A 22,816-nucleotide genomic window follows, 5' to 3' on the forward strand; every position below is an offset into this window, starting at 1 on the left:
AGGAAAACAAGAATGAATCTCAGTCATCTCCTCATGGCGCGCGAGAGCGCCGGTCGCCCGGTTACGGTCGGCCTTATCGGCGCCGGCAAATTCGGCACGATGTTCCTCTCGCAAGCGCGATTGACCAAAGGCATCCACGTCGTCGGCATCGCGGACCTCAACGTCGAGCGCGCGCATGCGCAGTTGCGCGGCGCCGGCTGGCCGAACGCACAGTATGACGTGACCTCGCTCGATGACGCGATCGCGCAGCGCAAGACGTTCGTCTCCGACAATGCGGCGGCACTGATTGCCGATCCGCGCGTCGAGGTCATCGTCGAGGCGACCGGCGTGCCGAGCGCCGGCATCGCGCATGCGCTCGATGCTTTTCGCAACGGCAAGCACGTCGTCATGGTCAACGTCGAAGCCGACGCGCTCGCGGGCCCGCTGCTGGCACAGCGCGCACAGGCCGCGGGTGTCGTCTACAGCATGGCGTGGGGCGATCAGCCGGCGCTCATCTGCGAGCATATCGATTGGGCGCGCACTTGCGGCTTCAAAGTGATCTCCGCCGGCAAAGGCACACGCTACGAGCCGCACTATCACGCGTCGAATCCCTCGACCGTGTGGGACATTCTCGACAAGTATCTCAAAATCACAGACCGCAATTCGATCAATCCGAAGATGTTCAACTCCTTCATCGACGGCACCAAGTCGGGCATCGAGATGACGGCCGTGTGCAACGCGACCGGCCTCTCGCCGCAATCCGGCGGCCTTGCCTTCCCGCCGGCATCGCGCTTCGAACTCGCCGACATCTGCAAACCAAAAAGCGACGGTGGCACGCTCGAGCGCGAAGGCGTCACCGAAGTCGTCTCGTCAGTTACGCGCGACGGAAAGGACGTGCCGCATCACCTCGCGATGGGCACTTACGTCGTGTTCGAAGGCGAAACCGAATACGCCCGCCGCTGCTTCTCGGAGTATCATCTGCTTCCGGATCAGAGCGGACGCTTCGCCGCGCTCTATCGCCCCGTGCACATGATCGGGCTTGAACTCGGCGTTTCGGTTGCCTCGGCGGCGCTGCGCAAAGAGCCGACCGGCGTCGCCACCGGCTTCCGCTCCGACGTCGTCGCGACCACGAAGCGCGCGCTGAAAGCCGGCGAATTCCTCGACGGCGAGGGCGGTTATTGTGTGTGGGGCAAGCAGGCGAGCGCGCAGCGTTCGCTCGACGGCGGCTTGCTGCCGCTCGGCCTCGCGCACAACGTCAAGCTCAAGCGCGATGTCGTCGAGGGCGAAGAGCTCAAATGGACCGACGTCGAATACGACGCCAACGACATGGCGGTGCGTTTCCGCCGCGAGATGGAAGAGGTTTTCCGGCCGCGCTGACTTTTACGCCGCGCGCAACTTCGCGAGGAGCGAGCTGACCTTCGCATCGATGTTGGCGGCAAGTTCCGCCAACGATTGCGCGGCGACATCGGCTTCGCTGGCTGCCGCACCGGTCTCGTCCATCGCGGCAGCAACCGCCTTCGCACCGTCGAGCACGACATTCGTGCTCGCGGCTGCATCGGATGCGCCATCCGCAATCACCTGCGTGACGTCGGACTGACGCATCACCTTGTCGGCCATGGTCTCCGCGATATCGGCGATCTGCCCGATCGTGCGCGTGATCGATCCGATCTTGTCGACGCATTCGCGAGTCGCGCTCTGCACTTGCGCGATCTGGCGTGCTATCTCGCCGGTGGCGCGGCTCGTGGCCGCCGACAGGCTCTTCACTTCAGATGCAACGACCGAAAATCCCTTGCCGGAATCGCCAGCCCGCGCCGCTTCGATTGTCGCATTGAGCGCCAGCAGGTTCGTTTGCGACGCGATTTGTGAGATGAAATCGACGATAGAGCCGATCTTCTCCGTCGCGCCCACCAGGGCCTGCATCGATCGATCTGCCGCAACAACATCCGCTGCCGCGACCGCCGCGACTTCTCGGCTGAAGCGCGATTGCTCGTGGATCGCTCGGATCGAGCCCGACAAGACTTCAGCGCCGTCCGCGGTCGAGCGGATATGCTGATCGCTGACACGCCAGGCCGTTTCGGTCCGCGCCGCCTTGTCTTTCGCGCTAGTGGCTAGATCCTGCGTCGCTGACGCCGATCGAGACACCGTGCGCGACGTCTGCTCGAGCGCGCCGCGCATCTCCTGCATGCCGCGCTGACATTCCTCGGTCGCAGCCTCCACGGCATTCTGCCGAACCCGGGCCGCCGCGCGCATCGCCTGCTGCTCGAGCGAGATCGCAACCAGTCCATCGATCGCGATCAAACGCTGCACGGCCGCGCAAGCTTTCGCAGCGCGCACGCCCGAATACCAACGCCGTTTGCCGATCGTTGCGAACAGATGCAGAGACAGTTCGTAGCCCAGAATCACATGCATGCGCGAGCCGGAGAGGATCGCCCGCTCCGCCGCCATGGTGCGCTCCATCGAGCGCGCATAATCCTCGCTCCATTCGCAAGCGAACAACAACGAGAAATGCCGTTGCTGCATAGCAGCGAGCGAGGCGTATTCATCGCCGAGCTTCACCCAGACATCGGGCATCAGCGCGCGGCCACGGCCGACCGTCTCCTGGATCACCTGGCCGATCAGTTCTTCCACGTCCGGCCGCAAGGCGCGGCAGATGGCTTGCGCATCCTCGTCGAGCGCGAAGATCGACGAACGCACTCTGATTTGTTCGATCGTCGTCGCTTGGGGGCGCTGCATCATCACGCGACTCTGATCTGATTGAGCAGCGCATCGACGCGCTGATCGATGCCGGCCGCGAGCGTTGCCAGTGACTGCGCCGCTGTTTCGGCTTCTTGCGCTGCCGCGTTCGTTCCGTCCATCGCATGCACCACGGCTTGCGCGCTTTCGAGCACGGCCGCAGCATCGACGGCTGCCGACGCAGCAGTCGTCGAAATGCCGTGCGCGACATTCGACTGCGCGCTGACCGCGCGCGAAATCTCTTCCGCGATCGAGTCGAGTTCGGAGATCGTGCGGCTGATCGACTGAATACGGCCGACGCAATCCTGTGTCGCGTCTTGCACCTGAGCAACCTGCTCCGCGATGGCGCCGGTCGCGCGGCTCGTCGCCGAGGATAAGTTTTTCACTTCCGCCGCAACCACAGCAAAGCCACGTCCCGCCTCGCCTGCGCGCGCGGCTTCGATGGTCGCGTTGAGAGCGAGCAGATTCGTCTGCGCGGCAATCTCCGAAATCACATCCACGATCGATCCGATTTTCGTCGCTGCTTCCTGCAGCGCCGCCATTGCGGTGCCGGTCGACGTCGCATCGCGCGTTGCCAGCGCCGCCATGTCGAGGCTCTGCTGGCTGTGTTGGCGGATGTCGGCGATGGCTGACGAAAAGTCCTCGGCGCTGCCTGCGGTCGTCCGAATGCGGCGGTCGTTCACGGCCCAGGCTTGCTCGGTGCGCTTCGCCTCGTCCTTCGCTCGCGCCGCAATCGACTGTGTGGTGGCCGCAGCGCTGATCATCGTGCGAGATTTCTCTTCGGTGCCGACGCGCATCTCACGCATCGATTCACGAAACTCTGAGAGCAAGGTTTCGACGCTCTCGGTCCGTTTCTCTGCCAACGCCGCAAAAAGCGAACTCTCGACATGCATCGCGACAATCAAATCGGCATGCAGGAGGCGCTGCATCGCGCTGCAGGCTTCTGCCGCTCGCCATCCGGCGAAGCGCTCTTGCTTGCCGAAATCGGGAAAAAGGCTCGTAGCAAGGTCGAGTGACGCAACACCCCGCAACCGCACGCCGATATCGGCCTTGGCTTCGAGCGCCGAGAGCCGCAGCATCGAACGCGCGAAGCGATGGTCCCATTCGCCGGCGAACAGCAGCGCATAGTGCTGCCGCGTCAGCGACACGAAATCCTGGCGCAGCGTCGATGTAGCGTCGGCGATTTCGGGAAAATGCACGAACGCGCGATCGCAAAATCCGTTCACGATCGGCTCGATATGCCGGTCGACAGCCGGCACAAGCGTACGGCAAAAGCTTTCCGCCCGCGCGTCGACCTTGAAAAGTTCGATGCGACGCCGGAATTGGTGCAGGACCTCGTCTTCGCTATCGAACGGCATGCGATGTGGTGCACTCGGCTTTGACAAGCTATAGCGAGCCGCAGTTAAGGTGTCGTTAAGACATTGGCGCACGCTGAGCGTGGCCCGTTACGAGGGGGAAACCAAAGATGAAACTGCGCGCGTTCGGCGCTCCGCCGCGTTACATCCAGGGGCCGGGTGCACTCGCCGAGATCGCGGGCTTGCTGCCGCAAATGGGGCGCCGCGTCCTCGTCATCGCGGACCGGATCGTCACGGATCTTCTCAGCGCACGCCTCCGCGACATCCTCAATGACGCCGACGTCACCTTCGCGGAATTCGGCGGCGAGTGCACGGCCGCAGAGATCGACCGGATGACTGCGCAAGCCGGCGACGCGGACGTCATCATCGGCATGGGCGGCGGCAAGGCGATCGATACCGCGAAGGGCGTCATCATTGCGCGCGGCGGCAAACTCATCGTCGTGCCGACGATCGCCTCGACAGACGCGCCGACCAGCCGCCTCGCCGTCATTTACACGGCGGGACATGCACATGCCGAAGTGCGCCGCATGCACGACAACCCGAATGCCGTCGTTGTCGACACCGACGTGATCGTGCAGGCGCCGCCGCGCTTCTTCGCTGCCGGGATCGGCGATGCGTTGACGAAGAAATTCGAGGGCGCGCAATGCTACGCGACCGGCGGCTTGAATTTTTATGGCGCGCGCCCGCCCGAGGTCGCGCTGGCGATCACGGAGCGCTGCTACGCGATCATCCGCGAGCACGGCGAGACGGCGCTCGCCGACGTCGCGGCGAAGCGCACATCACCTGCCGTCGAAAGCGTGATCGAAGCAACGATCCTAATGAGCGGGCTCGGCTTCGAGAATGGTGGACTATCGATTGCCCATTCGCTGACGCGCGGCTTCGGCCACGTGCCGTCCATCGCGCGTCAATTGCACGGCGGACAGGTCGCTTACGGCGTGCTCGTCCAACTCGTTCTCGAGGAGCAGCCCACAGATTTCATCCGCGACGTCCGCGACTTCTGCTCGCGGATCAAACTGCCGGTGCGCCTCGGCGATCTCGGGGTCATCGGCGACGTCTCGCCCGCGATGGAAACGATCGCAGCGCGCTCGATGGCGGAAGCGCCGTTCATCCGCCAGATCGAAAAGCCGGTCGACCACGCCCGCCTCGTCGCCGCGATGCGGACCTTGGAGGCGATGAACTAGAGGAAAAGTGGTGCCCCTGGCCGGAATCGAACCAGCACTCCTTGCGGAACTCGATTTTGAGTCGAGCGCGTCTACCAATTCCGCCACAGGGGCTCGCGGCCCGTATAGGGCCGAGCGAGCGGGGACTTAAGACAGAGCATCTCTCGCGTCAATGTGATTGTTCGGCGCGAGCCGAGGCGCCGCCGCCCTATATCCGCCGGTATCAAGCGCCGCTATAAGCCCGCCATGCTGCAACCGACGACCGCCACCCGCCGCGATATCATCGCTACCAACGCAATCTTAGGCGCGACTCTGCTGATCGCGGCCGTCGGCACCGTCACGATCGGCGGCGCGTGGTACTTCCAATACGGCCTCGGCCTGGCGCCCTGCCCCCTCTGCCTGCAGCAGCGCTGGCCCTACTACGTCGCGATTCCGCTCGCTTTCGTCGTCGCGCTCGGCGCGAAAGCCAACGCCCCGCGCGCGATGCTGCGCGCCGGCCTGGTCATCATCGTGCTCGCAATGCTGGTCGGTGCCGGCCTCGGCCTCTATCACGCCGGCGTCGAGTGGAAATGGTGGGAAGGCCCGACCGATTGCGCGGGCGCCGGCTTCTCGCCCGGCGGCGCCGCGGGGGGCCTCTTGAAGCGCATGCAGGAAACGCGCGTCGTCCGCTGCGACGAAGCCGCCTGGCGCGACCCGCTGATCGGCCTTTCGCTTGCCGGCTACAACGTGTTGATCTCGCTCGCGCTGGCGATCGTCGCACTGGTCGGCTTCAAGCAAAGCGGCAAAGTCTGAACCGTAGCCCGCATGAGCGCCGCCTGCGGCGCGAGATGCGGGATTGCAGCTCCCGGATATCGCGGCGGCTTCGCCGCTGCTGATCCGGGCTACAGGAAACTTTAAGGTTCCAGCTCCGTGTCCCAGTAGAGATAATCCATCCAACTTTCGTGCAGATAGTTGGGAGGAAATAGCCGGCCGTTGCGATGCAGGTGCGTGACGCTCGGCTGATACGGCATTTGCGCCGGGAACATCCTGGCTTGCTGCATCGTGAAGCTGCCTTTGCGCAGATTGCACGGCGAGCATGCTGCAACGACGTTGTCCCACGTCGTCTGGCCGCCGAGCGAGCGCGGGATCAGATGATCGAATGTCAGTTCGTCGCGCGCGCCGCAATACTGGCAGCAGAAGCGATCGCGCAGGAAGACGTTGAACCGCGTAAAGGCCGGATGCGTCGTCGGCTTCACAAATGTCTTAAGCGAGACAACACTCGGCAGCTGCATCTCGAATGTCGGCGAGTGCACGGCCTTGTCGTAATAGGCGACGATATTCACGCGCTCGAGGAAGACAGCCTTGATGGCGTCCTGCCAACCCCACAGCGAGAGAGGATAGTAGCTCAGCGGCCGGAAGTCCGCGTTGAGTACGAGAGCCGGCCAACCACCTTGCGGAACGTGTGCGTTCAAGGGCGTCGAGTCCTGGAGCCTCAGAAGAAGCGCTTCCAGGGTGAGCCGGAACCGCCACCACAGCTGCTCGCACGACAGCTACTGCGAAGCACAGTCTACTAGCAGCGTGACGCCCTTGTGAAGGGCGCTAAATATGGCAATTCCAACCTTTTTTGCGGCAGCCCTGCCAAACGGCCGGGCGAATCGGCTTAACGCCAGAGCGACAGCATGTGCGCTTCGCTCGGCTTCAGCTTGCCGGCCGCGATGTCCCGATAGGCCGCCTCGACCGCTTCAGGGCCCTTGCCGCGCACGAAGGACATCCACTTTTCGGTCGAGCCGACGAAACCCTGCCACGCCTCGCCGAAACGCTGCGCGAAGCCTTCGGCGCCCCAGTCCTTGTAGCGGACGCGGATGCGATCGGGCGCAAAGAAGAACACCGGCTTCGGCCCCGGCATCGGGCCATCGCCGATCTCCTTCGCGTGCGTCGTCCCGATCGCGGAGGAAAACTTCAGCGCATCGCCGAAGTGTTCGTGCAGCGAACGCCGGAGTTTGCGATTGCCTGCAATGTCGAGCAGCACGCTCGGCACGTCCGGCGAGAGCGACGCGATATCATCGTAGCGGACGACCTTCGTATAGCTGCGCAGACCCTCGACGAAATCGACGTTGCCGGCCGAGGTTAGACCGACCACTTCGATATCGCGCCGCTGGTGCAGCAGGTGAGCGATGCCCAGCGCTGTCTTGCTCGATGCGCTCGTGATGATGACTTGCCGCGCGCCGAAGAAAGCCTCCTCGGCGAGCCAGTCGTCGACGAGAAACGACAGGATGAACAGCGGCCGTAGCGCCGCATCGTAATCTTCCCACGCCGCGACGTAAGCGGGATCACCCTTCGTGCGCGTGTAGCGATTGTAAGCCGGCGGCAGCTGCGCGCGATGCTCCGACACGTCGTTGAGCGTACCGGGCGTCACTTTTCCGGCACGCATGACGAGATGCGTCGCCATCGGAAAGTACCCGTAAAGCCGTTCGCCCTTCGCGATCTCCGGATGCCGCGTCTCGACGACATCGGCAAAGCCCCACACCGGCACGACGCCCCACGGAGCCTCAGTCGGGAAGAATATCGCAACTCGTCGCCGAACGCCGCGTACGTAATGTTGTTGGTCGTCAGCGCGAAGTGATCGACGCGCAACAAAATTTCGTCGTCATGCAGCTCCGGCAGCGGCCGCGTGACGATGCGCGGCTCGCGGATGTCGTTGCGGTTCACTTCAAGAACGGTCTGCATACGCATCCTCTAGCTTATTGGCTCCGTTGGCTTAGACGCCGGCTCATGACTGCCTGATGACCGCACGACGATGCAACATCGTGTCGTTCGCGGAGCGAAATCAGATCGGTACCGGCTCGCGCTTCTTCACCACACGATAGTACGACCACAACAGCCGCGCCGCGACCGCGCGCCACGGCCGCCAAATCTCCGCCATCGCGGTGAAATCTTTCGCGGTCGGCCGCGCCGGAAGATCGAAGGCGAGCCGCGCAGCCTCCTGCAGCGCGAGATCGCCGGCCGGCCAGGCATCACCATGTCCGAGGCACGTCAGCAGATACAGGTCCGTCGTCCATGGCCCGATCCCGTGCACGGACGTCATGATCGCATGCGCCTCGTCGGCCGGGATGCTGGCGAGGCGCTCGAAGTCGATCACCCCGTCCGCCACCGCACGCGCGACGGCGCGCAGCGTCTTGATCTTCGCGCCCGATAGCCCGACGCGCTGCAGCTTATCGACGCGCGCGCGCAGCAGCTTGGTGTGATCGAACGGCTCATACGCCGCACGCAAACGCAGCCAGATCGCTTCCGCGCTCGCGGTTGAGACTTGCTGCCCCATCACGATGCGCAGCAAGCCCTCGATCCCGCCCTCGCGCCGCCTTAACGGAATCGCGCCCGCGACCTCAACCACGCCCGCAAGCCGCGGGTCGTTGGCGAGCAGCACCGCAAGGCCGGTCTGCAGGTCTGCTTCGGAATGGATGAGGTTTGCCGACATGGGTTCGAAAGTGTCTATAACTCTGAGCAACACTCTGTCAGCAGCGCCACCCGATTTCTAGCTCATGCGACGCTATCGTTTCGCCCCCAGCCCGAACGGCTATCTGCATCTCGGCCACGCTTACTCGGCGCTCCTCAATGCGCGGATGGCGGCCGAGACCGGCGGCGAATGCCTGCTGCGCATCGAGGATATCGATCAAGGCCGTGCGCGGCCCGAATTCGAAGCTGCGATCGACGAGGACCTCGCATGGCTCGGGCTAACGTGGCCCAAGCCGGTGCGGCGGCAGTCCGAACACTTTGCGCTCTATCGCGACGCGATTGCGAAGCTGGAAGCGATGGGCCTCGTGTATCCATCGTTCGAGAGCCGCGCCGAAATCGCTGCACTCGTCGCAGACAAAGAGCGCGACGGAACAGCATGGCCGCGCGACCCCGACGGCGCGCCGCTCTATCCCGGGAAGCGCCTGGACGAAATCACTACGCAAGCTCGCATCGCGAATGGCGACGCTTACGCGCTGCGTCTCGACATGGCGGCCGCGCTGAAACGCACCGGCCCGCTCACATGGGACGAAAGCGGCAGCGGCGAAACCGGGACTATCGCGGCTGACGCCGCGCGATGGGGTGACGTCGTTCTTGCCCGCAAGGATATGCCGACGAGCTATCACGTCTCCGTCGTCGTTGATGACGCGGAACAAAACATCACCGACGTCGTGCGCGGACAGGATCTCTTCCACGCCACAGCCATTCACCGCGTACTGCAGACGCTGCTGAACCTACCCGCGCCGCGCTACCATCACCACCGCCTCTTGCGCGGCGACGACGATCGCAAGCTCGCAAAGTCCGAGCACGCGAAAGCGTTGCGCGCACTTCGCGCCGAAGGCGTCACGCCGGACGAGATTCGGCGCATCGTCTAACTATTTCCTGCAGCCGACCTTCGAGAGTTCGACGCGGCGGTTCTTCGCGCGTCCGATGTCGGTGCCGTTGTCGGCAAACGGCTGCGCTTTGCCGTAACCTTTCGCCGACAGACGCTGCGCCTCGATTCGATGTTGCGTGAGCCAGCGCATCACGCTTTCGGCTCGCGCATGCGATAGCTTCAGATTGTAGTCGTCGCCGCCGACATTGTCGGTGTGACCTTGCACCTCGATCTTCGCGCCCGGCGTCGCCGTGAGCAGCGCTGCGGCGCGTGTGAGTGCTGCTTCTGATTCCGGCTTCAACGTCGCCTTGTTGAAATCGAAGAACACGCCATGCAGCGCGACGCTGCAATCCTTGTCGAGCTTCGATTTCAAATCCTCGGCACCAAGATCGAGCACCGAATACCAGAGGTTTGCGCCGTATTCGTAATCGAGCTTCGCCCAGACATCGCGGCCGTTCTTCGTGAAGTGCGCAACGAGCGTCGCGTTGTCGTTCACAGCCGCGGCACTATTGGGGAACAGAATTTCCCAATCCGCCGCGATGAGGGCCTCGCGATACTCGCCGATGAATTGCAGCTTCGAGAGCGTTTCCGGTCCCTGATAGTTGCGCGTCAGCACAACGCCGCCGACGTGGACCTCCTCGCCCGAACCCGGCCGCGAAATGTTCAGCGGGCCGTCGCCACGTCCTCCGCCTTTGAGTTTCGATCCCGGATACGGAGGCAGATACGGAATATCGGCGTTGTCCGCGATGCGTTCGGGCCGCGCACCCGGCGGCGGCAACTTCAACGCATTCGCGGGCGCGCCGGAAACCTCGACGAGATCGACATTCACCTGCGCCTGCGGCGCATCCATCTTGATGCCGAGCCAGTTGTCGCGGCCGCCTTGCGACATCCGCATCACGAAGCGCGCCTTGTTGTCGTCGACATAGACGAGCGCCCAGCCCGCCTTCTCCAGCGCGCCACGCATGGCGTTGAAGATGCGCGTCTCGCTGCCGTTATCGTAACCGAGTGCCGGCTCGCCGCGCGCCGGCCGATAGGTGAGCCATCGCGTGAAATGCCGGCCGCGCTTTGTTTCCGTCGTGCTGCCGGTCGCGTCGACAATGAATTCGGTCTCCCCGACCGTCTCCTGCTGCAGCTTCTGATCGGGATCGACGACGATCTGCGGCGGAAACTTCACGCTTTCCGGAAAGCCGAGATCGGCATGAGCGGCCGTGATCGTGACAAGCGCGCCGAAACACAGTGCGGCCAGAGACCGAAACGAAAGCATGCGGCTTTCCCTTCTCGCGCGGTTGATGCCCGGGGTGAGCCGGGTGCTTGCGTCGCGATGCGCCAAGCTCAGACGATGAAAACGGGAAACGAAGAGGTAGGTGGTTAAGCTTGGCGTAGAACCGGGGGCTCCGCAAGGGATCGCCTACAGCAACTTCTCGATCGGCGGCGGCGGCACTTCCGGATCGGTGAGTCGCACCTGCGGCCGATCAATCACGGCGTTGATCTCGGCGCCGAAGATGAAGATCGACGACGTCAGATAGAGGAAAACCAGCGCGATCATCGGCGATGCGAGACCGGCATAATAGGTTGAATACGTGAAGGCGAAGTCCGCGAGGTATCGGCCGAACATCGTTCCGGCGAACAGCCACAACATCATCGTCACGACAACGCCGGGGAAAATTTCGGCAAGCGTCCGCCGCCCGCCCGGCAGCCACAGATGTACGATCAGCAGCGCGAGGATCAGCAGGCAGGCCGCAATACCGAGACGCACGAAGGTGATCAGATATCCGAACGGTGCCAGCTCCGGGATGTAGCGCACCGCGGTGCCCCAAATCACCGGCGCAAGGAAGACCAGGAACGATAGCGAGAGTAACGCTGCGGCGCCCAGCATCACGTAGCCGATCGATTCCAGCCGCAGCCAATACCACGCGCGCTCTTCCGTGATGCCATAAGCGCGGTTGAGTCCAACGCGCAAACCCTCGACGCCCGATGACGCGAAGTAGAGCGCGAGCACGACGCCGATCGTCAGCACGCCGCCTTGCGCGCTGCGCAGCACGCTGCGGATTTCAACCGCGAGCGGGGCCGACACCTGCTCGGGCCAGGTTTCCAGAAGAATGCGTACGCTTTCGTCGACGAGATTCTTCGACCCGAACAAGCCCGCGATTGCCGTGAGCACGAGCAGAAACGGGAACATCGCCATCAGCGTCGACAGCGCGATATGGCTCGCGATCGCCCAACCGTCGTCTTTGAGGAAGCGATAGAACGCCTCCAGGGCGATGCGAAAAATGCGGCGCGGCTTGAACATACGGTGTTGTTGTGTGGAGGAGCTTTTGCCGCAAAGTCGTCGTTTGCGGTTGCGAAGTAAAGGGGAACGTCGGCGGTGTCCCCGCGTTAAATAGTGGGGCTATGATCAAGTGTAGACGATGCAAAATCGCGATCACGATCAAAAGCAACATCAGCAACAAGGCGGTAAGCCAGGCCAGCAGGGCGGTCAGGTCAATCCGGGCCAGCAGCAGCAAGACGGACAGCATGGCGGCCAACAGGGTGGATCAGCAGCGTCCCGGCCAAGGTGGACAGCAGAGCGACCAGCGCCGCGATCAACAGCGGTAGCGGAGAATGGTGTGTTTAAGCGCCATAGCTTAGACACGATTTTTCAGGAGAACCCGCCCGCGTGGCGGGTTCTTCATGTTGGCCGCACGTTGCTTACGAAATCTTTCTCTTTTTGCATGTATGTGCGCGCCATCGTTGTCGGCATGCCGCACGTGTGAGAGAATTCGAGAAATCGAAAAAATCTTGAGGGAGGTTTGTGATGTCAGAAAGCCGTACTTCGCCGCCTTCCAACATCTTGTATTCGTCCATCGTTGCAACCGTTGCTGCAACCATCGATCGCAAGATGACGGTTCGCGAAATTGCCGAACGCGTCGAAGCCGACGCCGAGACGACAGCGCAATGCATCGCGCTGCATCGTTACCTTCGTTCGCACGCATACGATCACGGCGCTGGTACTTTGCCGGTGCCGATGCCGATCGACTTCTCGATTCCGTCGCTTGACGATCTCATCGACGAGACGGCACTCGGCCTCAACTATGAGCCGCCGGTAGCTGCCTGATCCGCCTCGTTCGCGGCCCGATTTCGACACCGCGTTGCCCGGAACGGTTGTTTGTCCGACACGTTGAATCCTTATGAGAGCGCGACCACGAGCGCACCAAAGGAGGGTTTCATGGCAACGACACACACCAGCACCAGCCGCCCGACCGGTACCCGCGAGACTGCATCGCTGATCGCGAGCGACAAGGTTGAAGGCACCAACGTGTATCGCTCGGATGGCGAGAAGATCGGCCACATCGAACGCATCATGATCGATAAGCACAGCGGCAAAGCGCCGTATGCCGTTATGGGCTTCGGCGGCTTCCTCGGAATGGGCGCGGACTACTACCCGATCCCGTGGTCGCTGCTGACCTACAACGACAAGCTCGGCGGCTACGAAGTGAACGTCACCGACGCGCAGCTGCGCAGCGCACCGAAATATCGCGAAGAAGAAGAAGATTGGGATTGGTCGGACCGCCGCCGCGCGCAGGAAGTCTACGACTACTACAAGGTCACGCCGTATTGGATGTAGGCGGCCGATAATAAGAACATCGCCGAGGGCTCGCGGAGAAATCCGCGGGCCCTTTTCTCATGCGCCCGCGAAGACAGCTTTGAGGTGGCGCTCGAGATCTTCCTGGCGGAACGGCTTCTGCAAAACCGGAACGGTCTGATAGCGCGCCGGCAATCCTTGCGCGCCGTAGCCGGTCACGAAGATCAGCGGCACGTTGCGCGATATCAGGATGTCAGCCACCGGCAGCGACGATTGACCGTTGAGATTGAGGTCAAGCACGGCCGCATCGAAATCGGATGTCGCGACGCGCGCCGCCGCATCCTCGATCCGCGCGACAGTATCGACAACCTGATAGCCGAGGTCCATCAGCATGTCCTCGAGAAGGACGCCGATGAGAACCTCATCCTCGATGATTAAGATCCGCCGCGGAGAACCCGCAGCGTCGTTAGCGCTCGTCATTCAGAACTGTTCCGTCCACCCAACGCGTGTGTCCTCACACGCCAGACGCGAATAAGGCAAGCAAATTTCGCGTGCTGCGGCAAACGGTTCGGCGTCCCGCTACCGGGACACCGAGCTCTGTGCGGTAACCGCCAAGTTATCAGCGGCTGGAGACGACAAGGCCCCGACTTGTGACAACTGCCCAACGTCCGTCCGGCTGGCGCTTGATGGTTTGCACCCGGCCAAGACCACGAACGTCGTCGCCCGGCTGCACTTCCATGGGCGGACCGTAGCGGCCTTCGATCAGCGCAACGCCGTCGTAGACTTCACGCAGATGCCAGTCGCCGATCACCGGCTGGGCCTGCGCGACCTGCGGGGGCTGCGGGGGCTGCGGCTTCACCGAACCTGTCGTCAGCGGAGCGGCCGGCTGAGCGGCGGCTTGCTGCACGGGCGCTTGCGCGGCCGCGAACTTCTTCTCCAGCCGATCGACGGATTCGCCGAGCTTGGCGAGGCGCGCATTCGGCTCGGCCGAGCTTTTCTCGATACGCTCGATGGCTTCGGCAAGCTTACCGACTTGTGCATTCAACGCTTTGTCGGTCTGCGGACGCTGCGGCTGCGCCGGCGCTTCGGAGAGCGTTTTGATGCTGGCGCGCATGAGCGACAGCTGATTGCGGAAATCTTGGATCGCGGCGCCGGCGTCGACGGTTTCGATCTTCGGCGGCGCCATCAATGCGGCAACGGCAGCTGCACCGACCATGCCACCAAGGCAGGCCGCAAGTGCGATCGAAGCGGCGAGCAGGCTGAAACGGCGTGACGGAGAGGCAGCGCGCGGCGCGCTCTGCGGCTCGGCGTCCACATGCGGCTTATCGTCGGGGCGCGGCGTGAAAAGGATAACGGGTCCGGCCTTCGCGGGCTCCGGCTTTTTCGTCTCGGCTTCGCTCGCCTCGGCTTTTGCGGCTTCCGGCGCTGCGCCGGTCTCGGCTGCTTTCGGGGCAGAGGCTTCGGCAGACGGCTTCTCGGCTGCCGGATCGTTTGCGGCTTCCATGGAAAATCCTCGGATAGAAAAGTTCACCCCTTGGAAACCATCCTTGCGAGGAAATCCTTAACGAGACCTTACGGCAACGCCTCCATGGAATCTAAATTTTAAGTAACGTCTGCGCCGCAGCCTAAACGGCAAGGCCGTTCTCGGCCGCCAGCACCTTGAGCGAACGCTGCGGACGCGCTCCGATATGCTGGATGACTTCTGCCGCCGCGAGCGCGCCGAGCCGCGCGCACGTCTCGTGATCCTGCGCGCGCGCAACGCCGAGCAGAAAACCTGCCGCGAAGAGATCGCCCGCGCCGGTCGTGTCCGTCACTTGCGGGATCGGGAATGCCGGCACCGGCACGACGCCGCCCGGCGTCACCACCACGCAGCCGAGTTCGCTGCGCGTCACGGCGGCAAGCGGTGCTTCGCTCTGCAGCGCCTTTACGGCCGCATCGAAATCGGCGGTCTCGTAGAGCGACTTCAACTCGATCTCGTTCGCGAACAGAATGTCGACGGTCTTTTCGCGCACCAGCGTGCGGAATTCGCCGCGATAGCGATCGACGCAGAATGCGTCAGACAACGTGAGCGACACTTTGCGGCCCGCCGCGTGTGCGATCTCCGCGGCTTTCACGAACGCCTTCTTGGCCTCCGGCGGATCCCACAGGTAGCCTTCGAGATACGTGATCGCCGAGTCTTTGACTTGCGCCTCGTCGACATCAGCGGGTGTCAGGTTCTGCGCGGCGCCGAGATATGTGTTCATCGTGCGCTCGCCGTCCGGCGTCACCAGGATGAAGCTGCGCGCCGTCGCCGGCCCGTCCGCCGCCATCGGCGTCGTGAACGTCACGCCGATGTTGCGGATGTCATGCGCGAAGGCATCGCCGAGCGCATCCTTCTTGACCTTGCCGCCGAACGCGCCGCGCCCGCCGAAGCTCGCGACGCCCGCGATCGTGTTGGCGGCCGAGCCGCCCGAGATCGTCACGGCCGAACCCATTGCCTGATAAATCGTCTCGGCCCGCGCTTCGTCGATCAGCGCCATCGAGCCCTTGTTCATGCCGTGCTTCACCAGGAAATCGTCCTCGGTGCGGGCAAACACGTCGACAATGGCGTTGCCGAAGCCGAGCACGTCGAATTTAGCGGCGGTCATGAGGATTCCGTCTGTGGGGGATTTGGCTAACGTAACCGTAAAGGCCACTCGGTTGCGCTATGTCAACTATCGTGGCATGTCGCGCGCCGCAAACGTTCCCTGCTCGCGGGGGGCGGGTCAGAGGACGAACATGTTTCCCGAGCGCGTTTTTTCCGGCATCCAGCCGACCGGCAGCCTCCATCTCGGCAATTATCTGGGCGCGATCGTCAATTTCGTCGCGCTCCAGGAGAAGATGGACTGCATCTACTGCGTCGTCGATATGCACGCGATTACGCTGTGGCAGGATCCCGAGGAGTTGAAGGGTGCGATCCGCCAGCTCACCGCCGCTTACATCGCCTGCGGCATTGATCCGAAGCGTCACATTATCTTCAATCAGAGCCAGGTCGCCGAGCACGCCGAACTGACCTGGGTGTTCAATTGCGTCGCCCGCCTCGGCTGGCTCAACCGCATGACGCAGTTCAAGGAGAAGGCCGGCAAGGATCGCGAGAACCAGTCGGTCGGTCTCTACGACTATCCGGTGCTGATGGCGGCCGACATCCTGGTTTACCGCGCGACCCACGTTCCGGTCGGCGAGGATCAGAAGCAGCATCTCGAGCTCTCTCGCGACATCGCGCAGAAGTTCAACAACGACTTCGCGCCCTCGATGGCGAAGCTCGGTCTCGGCGACGCTTTCTTCCCGCAGCCGGAGCCGCTGATTCAGGGACCGGCAACGCGCGTGATGAGCCTGCGCGACGGCACCAAGAAGATGTCGAAGTCCGACCCGTCGGATTATTCGCGCATCCATCTCACCGACGACACCGACACGATCGCGCAGAAGATCCGCAAGGCGAAGACCGACCCGCAGCCGCTGCCGAGCGAAGAGGAAGGCCTCAAGGGCCGTCCTGAAGCCGACAACCTCGTCGGCATCTATGCGGCGTTGACTGGCAAATCCGTGCCGGACGTGCTGCGCGAATACGGTGGTGGCCAGTTCTCGGGCTTCAAGCAGAACCTCGCGGATTTGCTGACGACTCGGCTCACGCCGATCGGCGAAGAGATGCGGCGCCTGCTGCAAGACCCGGCCGCGATCGACGCAATCCTGGTCGATGGCGCCAACCGCGCGCGTGTCATCGCTGCCGAAACCATGCGCCAAGTCAAAGACATCGTCGGCTTCGTCCGCGGCTGATCCGCCGTCGCGGCGCGGCGGCCCTTGTGAGGGCAGCCGGGCGCGTGGCAGCATGTCGCAGGGGAGCGCTCCCATTGGGAGCCGCATTGCTTCCGCAGGAAGCCAGGTGCTTCCGCAGGGAGCCAGAGGGGATTCATGAGCCGTAAACGCCGATCTTACGAGAGCGGTCACAAACCGAAGTATCTCGTCGTCATCGATGAGTCGCCGGAATGCGACCGCGCCGTCTATTGGGCGAGCCGCCGCGCGGCGCGCACCAAGGCCGGCCTCCTCATGGTCAACGTGATCGAGCCGCACGACCGCAATCAGCAGTGGCTCGGCGTCGCCGAAGTGATGCGTGCCGAAGCGCATGACGAGGCCAATCAGGTGCTCACCCGCTTCGCCGGCCGCGTCAACGGCCTCGCCGGCCTGACCCCCGAACGCGTGATCCGCGAGGGCGAGAAGATCGACGAAATCCTCGCCTTGATCGAGGAAGACGAAGACATTGCGATCCTCGTTCTGGCGGCAGCGACGAATAAGGAAACACCGGGCCCGATCACGGCCGGCCTGACGAAGATCATTGGCCAGCTGCCGGTCCCGGTCGCCGTGGTGCCCGGCCACCTCACCGACGAAGAGCTCGATTCGCTCGCATAGACCTGTCCAGCCGTTGACCAACAGCCGCAAAACCACCATTTAAGAGCTGAAATCCGGACCTTGACCCCGGACAGGAGCCAAAGATGTTCATTCAGACCGAAGCGACGCCGAATCCCGCCACGCTGAAGTTCTTGCCGGGCCGCACCGTGCTGGAAACGGGCACGCTCGAGCTGCGCGACCGTGACGATGCGCACAAGTCCCCGCTGGCCGAGAAGCTATTCGAAGTCTCCGGCGTCACCGGCGTGTTCTTCGGCTCGGACTTCATCACGATCACCAAGGACGGCAGCGACTGGCAGCAGCTCAAGCCTGCGATCCTCGGCGCCATCATGGAACACTACATGTCGGGCGCGCCGTTGATGAGCGGCGATCATGCGGACGAGGCCGAGGAAGAGTTCTTCGATCAGGCCGACAGCGAGACAGTCGCGACGATCAAGGATCTGATCGAGACGCGCGTGCGCCCGGCTGTCGCCAATGACGGCGGCGACATCACCTTCCGCGGCTTCAAGGACGGGATCGTCTATCTCGCCATGAAGGGCGCCTGCTCGGGCTGCCCGTCATCGACCGCGACGTTGCGTCACGGCATCCAGAACCTGCTCAAGCACTTCCTGCCGGAAGTCCAGGAAGTCCGCCCGGTTTAGGCCGTAAGCTGGTCATTCCGGGGCGCGCGAAGCTTGCGCAGCAAGCCGCGCGAGCCCGGAATCCATGCTCTCTGAGTTCTCGATTAAGACACGGCGTATAGATCCCCGACCGCCGCCTCTGGCGGCGTCGAGGATGACCGAAAGTGGCTACTTCGCCGAAGCGCGCCACACACCGTTCTTTCCGAAAACACGGAACGGTGTCGTGCCGTTGGAGCTGCCGTCCTTTGCGCGCCAGCGGCCGTTCGTGCAGAGAGTTCCGCCCTGCACCGGCACCGCATCGAACTCGACTTCGTTTTGCAGGACGGTGCCGTCGGTCAGCTTGACGGAGAAGTCCGTCGTGCAGCGGTTGCCCATCACGACCGGGTTGTAGCCGTCGATCATGACACCGCCGCCGCTCGTGCTTTCGAACGGGTTCTTCAGCACCGGCCAGCTTTCGAAGTCTTCTTGGGCGCTCGCGCCCGAGATCGTCGCCAAGATGAGGCCCGTGATCAGCACAGCTCGCATCGAATCCTCCATAGGTCACTCATCGTACGCGTGCGGACGTGGATAAGTTTCGCCGAGCAAAGCGGACCGCAGGAATGTTAGGACAAACTGTTCATTACTGATTCGCGGACACCTTGATCGTGTTGGTTGCCGCCTGGGGTTCCTGTAGAACGCAAACTCTAAATGCGCCTTCTGGTCATCGATACCGCGCTCGCCACCTGCGCCGCCGCCGTCTACGAATCCGAGACGGATGAGCTGCTCGCGCAGGAGGCGATCCCCATGGAACGCGGCCACGCCGAGGCGCTGATGCCGCTGATCGCGCGTGTGATGGACTATGCGCGCTCCGATTTCTCCGAACTCGATCGCATCGCCGTCACGGTCGGCCCCGGCAGCTTCACGGGCCTGCGCGTCGGCATCTCGGCTGCGCGAGGTATCGCGCTGACCTGCGGCAAGCCGGCGGTCGGCGTCTCGACGCTCGCGGCCTTCGCGGCGCCCTGCATCGCGGAGGATTTGGCGCAGAAGACCATCGCGGCGATCGATGCGCGCCACGGCCACGCTTACATGCAGGTGTTCGGCGAAGGCGGCTTCACCGAACTCGCCGCCGCTTACGTGCCGCTGCATCAGGCGCTCGATTATGTCGGCGGCGAAGTCCACCTCTCCGGCAATGTCGCGGCTCAAATCGCAGCGTTGTGGCCCGAAGGTGAGCCGGCGCCATTCCAGTTCCGTGGCGCGCCGTCGCCGGACCTCGGCTGGGTCGCGCGGCTCGGCCACGCCGCCGATCCTGAGACCGCTCCCGCCAAGCCGCTGTATCTGCGTGCGCCGGACGCCAAGCCGCAGGACCACGCGCATGTGGCGCGCCGGTGAGACGCGGCGATGAGTTGGCTCGGAAACCTCTTCACCTCCGAACCTCCGACGATCTCCGACGCGCGCCAGCATGATGCGCCTGCCTTCTGCAGCCTGCACGCGCGCTCCTTCCGCCGCGGGTGGAGCGAGGACGAGATGGAGCAGCTCCTTCGCGATCCGCAGATCACCGCGCATCGCATCGGGTCAAAGGACAAGACGATCGGTTTCGTCCTGTCGCGGCGCGCTGCCGACGAGGCCGAAATCCTCTCGATCGCGGTATCGTCCCGTCAGCGCGGGCGCGGCATTGGCCGCCAATTGCTGATGTATCATATGCAACGCCTCGCCGGCCTCGGCACCAAGGCGCTGTTTCTCGAGGTCGAAGAGGCGAATGCGGCCGCCCGCCGCCTCTACCAAAAGGCCGGATTCGCGCAGGTCGGCCGCCGCCCGAGCTATTACGGGAGCGGGAAAGACGCGGTTGCAGCGCTCGTCCTGCGACGTGACTTGACCTGACCGGACCTCAAGGCGAAAACCATCCCGGCAGACGGGACGAGGTCAACGCGTGACGGTCAAAAACTCCGATATCGAAGCGCAATGCGCCGCCAAGGGCATGCGCATGACCGAGCAACGCCGCGTGATCGCGCGCGTACTCGCGGCGGCCGAGGATCATCCGGACGTCGAGGAGCTTTATCGTCGCGCCTCCGCGATCGATGGGAAGATCTCGATCTCGACTGTCTACCGCACCATGAAGCTGTTCGAGGACGCCGGCATCATCGCGCGTCACGACTTCCGCGATGGCCGCGCACGATTCGAGCAGGCGCGCGAAGACCATCACGATCATCTGATCAATCTGCGTACCGGCGAGGTTGTCGAGTTTCGCTCCGAGGAGATCGAGCGCGCGCAGGCAGAAATCGCCCGCAAGCTCGGCTACAAGCTCATCGACCACCGGCTCGAGCTTTACGCTGTCCCGCTCGACGACAAGGCGAAGTAACAGCTAGCGCATGCTCCGCATAATCTACGTTGCGGTCGCCTTCCTGACACTGACCGCAATCTTGATTCCGGTGCAGTGGCTCGCCGTTCGTTTTCGTTGGCGGCTGCGCCGCGCGATCCCGGTCTTCTTTCATCGTACGGTCTGCAAGCTACTCGGCGTGCGCATCACGGTCGGCGGTCGGCGCGCAGACGCAAAGCAACTGCTCATTGCCGCCAATCATTCGTCGTGGCTCGACATCCCGGTGCTGACGACGCTCGCGCCCATGGTGTTCGTTGCCAAGCGCGAAGTATCAACCTGGCCGCTGTTCGGCCTGCTTGCCCGCCTGCAGCGCACGGTGTTCGTCGATCGCGAGCGCCGCGCCAAAGTCGCCGACACAGCGGACGAAATGGCGGCGCGCCTCGCCGAAGGCGATCCCGTCGTGCTGTTCGCGGAAGGCACATCGAATGACGGCAACCGCGTGCTGCCGTTCCGCTCCAGCCTGATCGGCGCCGCGCATGCCGCGATGCGCAGCGGCGGCGGCACGGTCACGGTACAACCCCTCGCGCTCGTCTACACGCATCTCAGCGGCCTACCGACCGGCCGGATCGACCGGCCAAGGGTGGCCTGGTATGGCGACATGGACTTGCTGCCCCACCTCGGCGGCATCGTGCGCACCGGCGCCGTCGACGCGACCATCGTCTGGGGCACCCCGATCGAGGTTGGACCCGACACCGACCGCAAAGTCCTGACAATTAGGCTCGAGAACGACGTTCGCCGCCTCGCCGCCGAGGCCCGCCGCGCCTGATCGCGGGTTTCCCTCGGCGGTGGTTTTGAGCTAAACCCCGCCCCGATGACGATCGATACGACCCTCGACACAGCCCTCGCGCCGGACGCCTACCGTCCGCGCAAGAAGGTCTATGTCAAATCGTACGGCTGCCAGATGAACGTCTACGACGCCCAGCGCATGACCGACGTCATGGCGCGCGAGGGTTTTGACGAGACGCAAGGCCCGGCCGATGCCGATCTCATCATCCTCAACACGTGCCACATCCGCGAGAAGGCGGCCGAAAAGGTCTATTCCGAGCTCGGGCGCCTGCGCGTGCTCAAAGAGCAAGCCGCCGACGCTGGACGCGACGTCAAAATCGCGGTTGCCGGCTGCGTCGCCCAAGCTGAGAGCCAGGAAATCCTCCGCCGCGCGCCGTCGGTCGATCTCGTCGTCGGCTCCCAGAGCTATCACCGCTTGCCGAGCCTGCTGGCCGAGACGCAAGGCGGACGCAGCGTCGTCGACACCGAGTTTCCGGTCGAGGATAAATTCGCTGCGCTTCCCGCGCCGACGCGCGCCGCGATGCGCAAGCGCGGCGTTTCGGCTTTCGTCACCGTGCAGGAAGGCTGCGATAAATTTTGTACCTTCTGTGTCGTGCCGTATACGCGTGGCGCCGAACTCTCTCGGCCGGTCGCACAGATCCTCGGCGAAGTCGAACGTCTCGCCGACGCGGGCGTGCGCGAGATCACGCTGATCGGCCAGAACGTCAATGCGTATCACGGCGAAGGTCCGGACGGCGGTTCGTGGACGCTCGGCCGCCTCATGCAGCGCATTGCCGAAGTCCGCGGCATCGCGCGGCTTCGCTATATGACGAGCCACCCGCGCGACATGCACGACGAACTGATCGAAGCGCATCGCGATCTGCCGCAGCTGATGCCGTATTTGCATCTGCCGGTGCAGTCGGGCTCAGACCGCATTCTTGCGGCAATGAATCGCCGCCACACGCAGTCGCATTATCTGCGCCTCATCGATCGCCTGCGTAACGCGCAACCGAAACTCGCGCTCTCGTCCGACTTCATCGTCGGCTTTCCAGGCGAAACAGATGCGGATTTCCGCGACACAATGCAGCTGATCGAAACTGTCACATTCGCGGCCGCCTATTCGTTCAAATACTCGGCACGGCCCGGCACGCCCGCGGCCGATATGGGCGACGCCGTGCCCGAGGACGTGAAGGAAGTGCGGCTCGCCGAGCTGCAAGCGCTCCTGCTCGATCAGCAAAAAGCGTTCTATGCCAGCTGCGTTGGGCAGACATTCGACGTCCTCTTGGAAAAGCCCGGACGCATCGACGGCCGGCTGATCGGCCGATCGCCGTACCTTCAGTCCGTCAACGTTGTCGCGACGCCGGACCAGATCGGCGAAATTGTCACAGCCGAGATCGTTGATGTCGGTCCCAACAGTTTGTTCGCAAAAGGCTCGCGGGCGGCACCCGCATCGGCTAGCATCGTGCCCGAGTCGGCGCCCACAATGGTTGAGACCTGAATCGCTTGCCTC

At 63.5% G+C, this 22,816-nt stretch carries 26 protein-coding genes and 1 tRNA gene; 15 read left to right on the plus strand and 12 right to left on the minus strand.

What is annotated here, in order from left to right; genetic code table 11:
• Positions 1 to 12 precede the first annotated feature (12 nt).
• Positions 13 to 1,356, plus strand: a complete 1,344-nt coding sequence (locus tag GJW30_RS02660) for an NAD(P)H-dependent oxidoreductase (RefSeq protein WP_096351297.1) — start codon at positions 13 to 15, stop codon at positions 1,354 to 1,356.
• Between the two features lie 3 nt (positions 1,357 to 1,359).
• On the opposite strand, the gene GJW30_RS02665 is transcribed toward GJW30_RS02660, so the two are convergent.
• Positions 1,360 to 2,715, minus strand: a complete 1,356-nt coding sequence (locus GJW30_RS02665; RefSeq protein WP_096351299.1) for a methyl-accepting chemotaxis protein — start codon at positions 2,713 to 2,715, stop codon at positions 1,360 to 1,362.
• Positions 2,715 to 4,070 (minus strand): methyl-accepting chemotaxis protein, encoded by a 1,356-nt coding sequence (locus tag GJW30_RS02670; RefSeq protein ID WP_096351302.1) that lies wholly within the window; start codon positions 4,068 to 4,070, stop codon positions 2,715 to 2,717. Before GJW30_RS02670 ends, GJW30_RS02665 begins: the two co-directional genes overlap by 1 nt.
• Before the next feature lie 107 nt (positions 4,071 to 4,177).
• On the opposite strand from GJW30_RS02670, the gene GJW30_RS02675 reads away from it, so the two are divergent.
• On the plus strand, positions 4,178 to 5,248 hold the full coding sequence (locus tag GJW30_RS02675; protein ID WP_096351305.1) for a glycerol dehydrogenase: 1,071 nt from the start codon (positions 4,178 to 4,180) through the stop codon (positions 5,246 to 5,248).
• Between the two features lie 8 nt (positions 5,249 to 5,256).
• Here GJW30_RS02675 and GJW30_RS02680 read toward each other — a convergent pair.
• Positions 5,257 to 5,341, minus strand: a tRNA-Leu gene (locus tag GJW30_RS02680).
• 132 nt (positions 5,342 to 5,473) lie between these two features.
• On the opposite strand from GJW30_RS02680, the gene GJW30_RS02685 reads away from it, so the two are divergent.
• A complete protein-coding gene (locus GJW30_RS02685) occupies positions 5,474 to 6,019 on the plus strand; it encodes a disulfide bond formation protein B (RefSeq protein WP_096358620.1) in 546 nt (181 codons plus the stop codon).
• Between the two features lie 101 nt (positions 6,020 to 6,120).
• On the opposite strand, the gene GJW30_RS02690 is transcribed toward GJW30_RS02685, so the two are convergent.
• From GJW30_RS02690 to GJW30_RS02700, 3 genes are all read right to left on the minus strand, one after another.
• Complete coding sequence (locus GJW30_RS02690; RefSeq protein WP_096351308.1) at positions 6,121 to 6,678, minus strand: HNH endonuclease; 558 nt, start codon at positions 6,676 to 6,678, stop codon at positions 6,121 to 6,123.
• Between the two features lie 188 nt (positions 6,679 to 6,866).
• Positions 6,867 to 7,739: a DUF2855 family protein gene (locus GJW30_RS02695; RefSeq protein WP_245408633.1), complete on the minus strand. Its 873-nt coding sequence runs from the start codon at positions 7,737 to 7,739 to the stop codon at positions 6,867 to 6,869.
• A 294-nt stretch (positions 7,740 to 8,033) separates the two neighbouring features.
• Complete coding sequence (locus tag GJW30_RS02700) at positions 8,034 to 8,681, minus strand: DNA-3-methyladenine glycosylase family protein (RefSeq protein WP_096351311.1); 648 nt, start codon at positions 8,679 to 8,681, stop codon at positions 8,034 to 8,036.
• A 64-nt stretch (positions 8,682 to 8,745) separates the two neighbouring features.
• Between GJW30_RS02700 and gluQRS the strand changes: the two genes are divergently transcribed.
• Positions 8,746 to 9,591 carry a tRNA glutamyl-Q(34) synthetase GluQRS gene (gluQRS, locus tag GJW30_RS02705; protein ID WP_096351314.1) on the plus strand — a complete coding sequence of 282 codons (846 nt, stop codon included), beginning with the start codon at positions 8,746 to 8,748 and terminating at the stop codon, positions 9,589 to 9,591.
• Here the strand turns inward: gluQRS and GJW30_RS02710 are convergent, their stop codons facing one another.
• Together GJW30_RS02710 and GJW30_RS02715 are read right to left on the minus strand one after the other, a co-directional pair.
• Complete coding sequence (locus GJW30_RS02710; protein ID WP_096351317.1) at positions 9,592 to 10,854, minus strand: OmpA family protein; 1,263 nt, start codon at positions 10,852 to 10,854, stop codon at positions 9,592 to 9,594.
• Positions 10,855 to 10,998: 144 nt separating this feature from the next.
• Complete coding sequence (locus tag GJW30_RS02715) at positions 10,999 to 11,880, minus strand: YihY/virulence factor BrkB family protein (RefSeq protein WP_096351320.1); 882 nt, start codon at positions 11,878 to 11,880, stop codon at positions 10,999 to 11,001.
• 118 nt (positions 11,881 to 11,998) lie between these two features.
• Between GJW30_RS02715 and GJW30_RS02720 the strand changes: the two genes are divergently transcribed.
• The 3 genes from GJW30_RS02720 (at position 11,999) to GJW30_RS02730 (ending at position 13,194) form a co-directional block, all read left to right on the plus strand.
• A complete protein-coding gene (locus GJW30_RS02720) occupies positions 11,999 to 12,343 on the plus strand; it encodes a hypothetical protein (RefSeq protein ID WP_096351322.1) in 345 nt (114 codons plus the stop codon).
• Between the two features lie 41 nt (positions 12,344 to 12,384).
• Positions 12,385 to 12,684, plus strand: coding sequence for a hypothetical protein (locus tag GJW30_RS02725; protein WP_096351325.1), 300 nt, complete (start codon positions 12,385 to 12,387; stop codon positions 12,682 to 12,684).
• Between the two features lie 111 nt (positions 12,685 to 12,795).
• A complete protein-coding gene (locus tag GJW30_RS02730) occupies positions 12,796 to 13,194 on the plus strand; it encodes a PRC-barrel domain-containing protein (RefSeq protein ID WP_096358621.1) in 399 nt (132 codons plus the stop codon).
• Between the two features lie 57 nt (positions 13,195 to 13,251).
• Here GJW30_RS02730 and GJW30_RS02735 read toward each other — a convergent pair whose 3' ends face one another.
• The 3 genes from GJW30_RS02735 to GJW30_RS02745 form a co-directional block, all read right to left on the minus strand.
• The gene (locus tag GJW30_RS02735) at positions 13,252 to 13,632 is read right to left on the minus strand and encodes a response regulator (protein ID WP_096351328.1); all 381 of its coding nucleotides are present in this window, start codon (positions 13,630 to 13,632) and stop codon (positions 13,252 to 13,254) included.
• Between the two features lie 139 nt (positions 13,633 to 13,771).
• Entirely contained in the window at positions 13,772 to 14,656 is an 885-nt protein-coding gene (locus GJW30_RS02740) for a hypothetical protein (protein WP_096351329.1), read from the minus strand.
• Positions 14,657 to 14,777: 121 nt separating this feature from the next.
• Positions 14,778 to 15,779, minus strand: a complete 1,002-nt coding sequence (locus tag GJW30_RS02745) for an adenosine kinase (RefSeq protein WP_096351332.1) — start codon at positions 15,777 to 15,779, stop codon at positions 14,778 to 14,780.
• Positions 15,780 to 15,909: 130 nt separating this feature from the next.
• Here GJW30_RS02745 and trpS point away from each other — a divergent pair, with 130 nt between their 5' ends.
• The 3 genes from trpS (at position 15,910) to GJW30_RS02760 (ending at position 18,209) form a co-directional block, all read left to right on the plus strand.
• Positions 15,910 to 16,941 carry a tryptophan--tRNA ligase gene (gene trpS, locus GJW30_RS02750; RefSeq protein WP_096351335.1) on the plus strand — a complete coding sequence of 344 codons (1,032 nt, stop codon included), beginning with the start codon at positions 15,910 to 15,912 and terminating at the stop codon, positions 16,939 to 16,941.
• A gap of 135 nt (positions 16,942 to 17,076) precedes the next feature.
• Positions 17,077 to 17,571, plus strand: a complete 495-nt coding sequence (locus GJW30_RS02755) for a universal stress protein (protein ID WP_096351338.1) — start codon at positions 17,077 to 17,079, stop codon at positions 17,569 to 17,571.
• 83 nt (positions 17,572 to 17,654) lie between these two features.
• Positions 17,655 to 18,209, plus strand: a complete 555-nt coding sequence (locus tag GJW30_RS02760; RefSeq protein WP_096351340.1) for a NifU family protein — start codon at positions 17,655 to 17,657, stop codon at positions 18,207 to 18,209.
• A gap of 147 nt (positions 18,210 to 18,356) precedes the next feature.
• On the opposite strand, the gene GJW30_RS02765 is transcribed toward GJW30_RS02760, so the two are convergent.
• Positions 18,357 to 18,713 carry a hypothetical protein gene (locus GJW30_RS02765; RefSeq protein WP_130364726.1) on the minus strand — a complete coding sequence of 119 codons (357 nt, stop codon included), beginning with the start codon at positions 18,711 to 18,713 and terminating at the stop codon, positions 18,357 to 18,359.
• Positions 18,714 to 18,875: 162 nt separating this feature from the next.
• On the opposite strand from GJW30_RS02765, the gene tsaB reads away from it, so the two are divergent.
• From tsaB to miaB, 5 genes are all read left to right on the plus strand, one after another.
• Entirely contained in the window at positions 18,876 to 19,556 is a 681-nt protein-coding gene (gene tsaB / locus GJW30_RS02770) for a tRNA (adenosine(37)-N6)-threonylcarbamoyltransferase complex dimerization subunit type 1 TsaB (protein ID WP_096351345.1), read from the plus strand.
• A 9-nt stretch (positions 19,557 to 19,565) separates the two neighbouring features.
• Positions 19,566 to 20,045, plus strand: coding sequence for a ribosomal protein S18-alanine N-acetyltransferase (rimI, locus tag GJW30_RS02775; RefSeq protein WP_096351347.1), 480 nt, complete (start codon positions 19,566 to 19,568; stop codon positions 20,043 to 20,045).
• A gap of 97 nt (positions 20,046 to 20,142) precedes the next feature.
• Entirely contained in the window at positions 20,143 to 20,523 is a 381-nt protein-coding gene (locus GJW30_RS02780) for a Fur family transcriptional regulator (RefSeq protein WP_096358622.1), read from the plus strand.
• Between the two features lie 10 nt (positions 20,524 to 20,533).
• Positions 20,534 to 21,307, plus strand: coding sequence for a lyso-ornithine lipid O-acyltransferase (gene olsA, locus GJW30_RS02785; protein WP_096351349.1), 774 nt, complete (start codon positions 20,534 to 20,536; stop codon positions 21,305 to 21,307).
• 45 nt (positions 21,308 to 21,352) lie between these two features.
• Positions 21,353 to 22,804 carry a tRNA (N6-isopentenyl adenosine(37)-C2)-methylthiotransferase MiaB gene (miaB, locus tag GJW30_RS02790; RefSeq protein ID WP_096351352.1) on the plus strand — a complete coding sequence of 484 codons (1,452 nt, stop codon included), beginning with the start codon at positions 21,353 to 21,355 and terminating at the stop codon, positions 22,802 to 22,804.
• Positions 22,805 to 22,816 lie beyond the last annotated feature (12 nt).

This window comes from Variibacter gotjawalensis (assembly GCF_002355335.1).
GTDB lineage: Bacteria > Pseudomonadota > Alphaproteobacteria > Rhizobiales > Xanthobacteraceae > Variibacter > Variibacter gotjawalensis.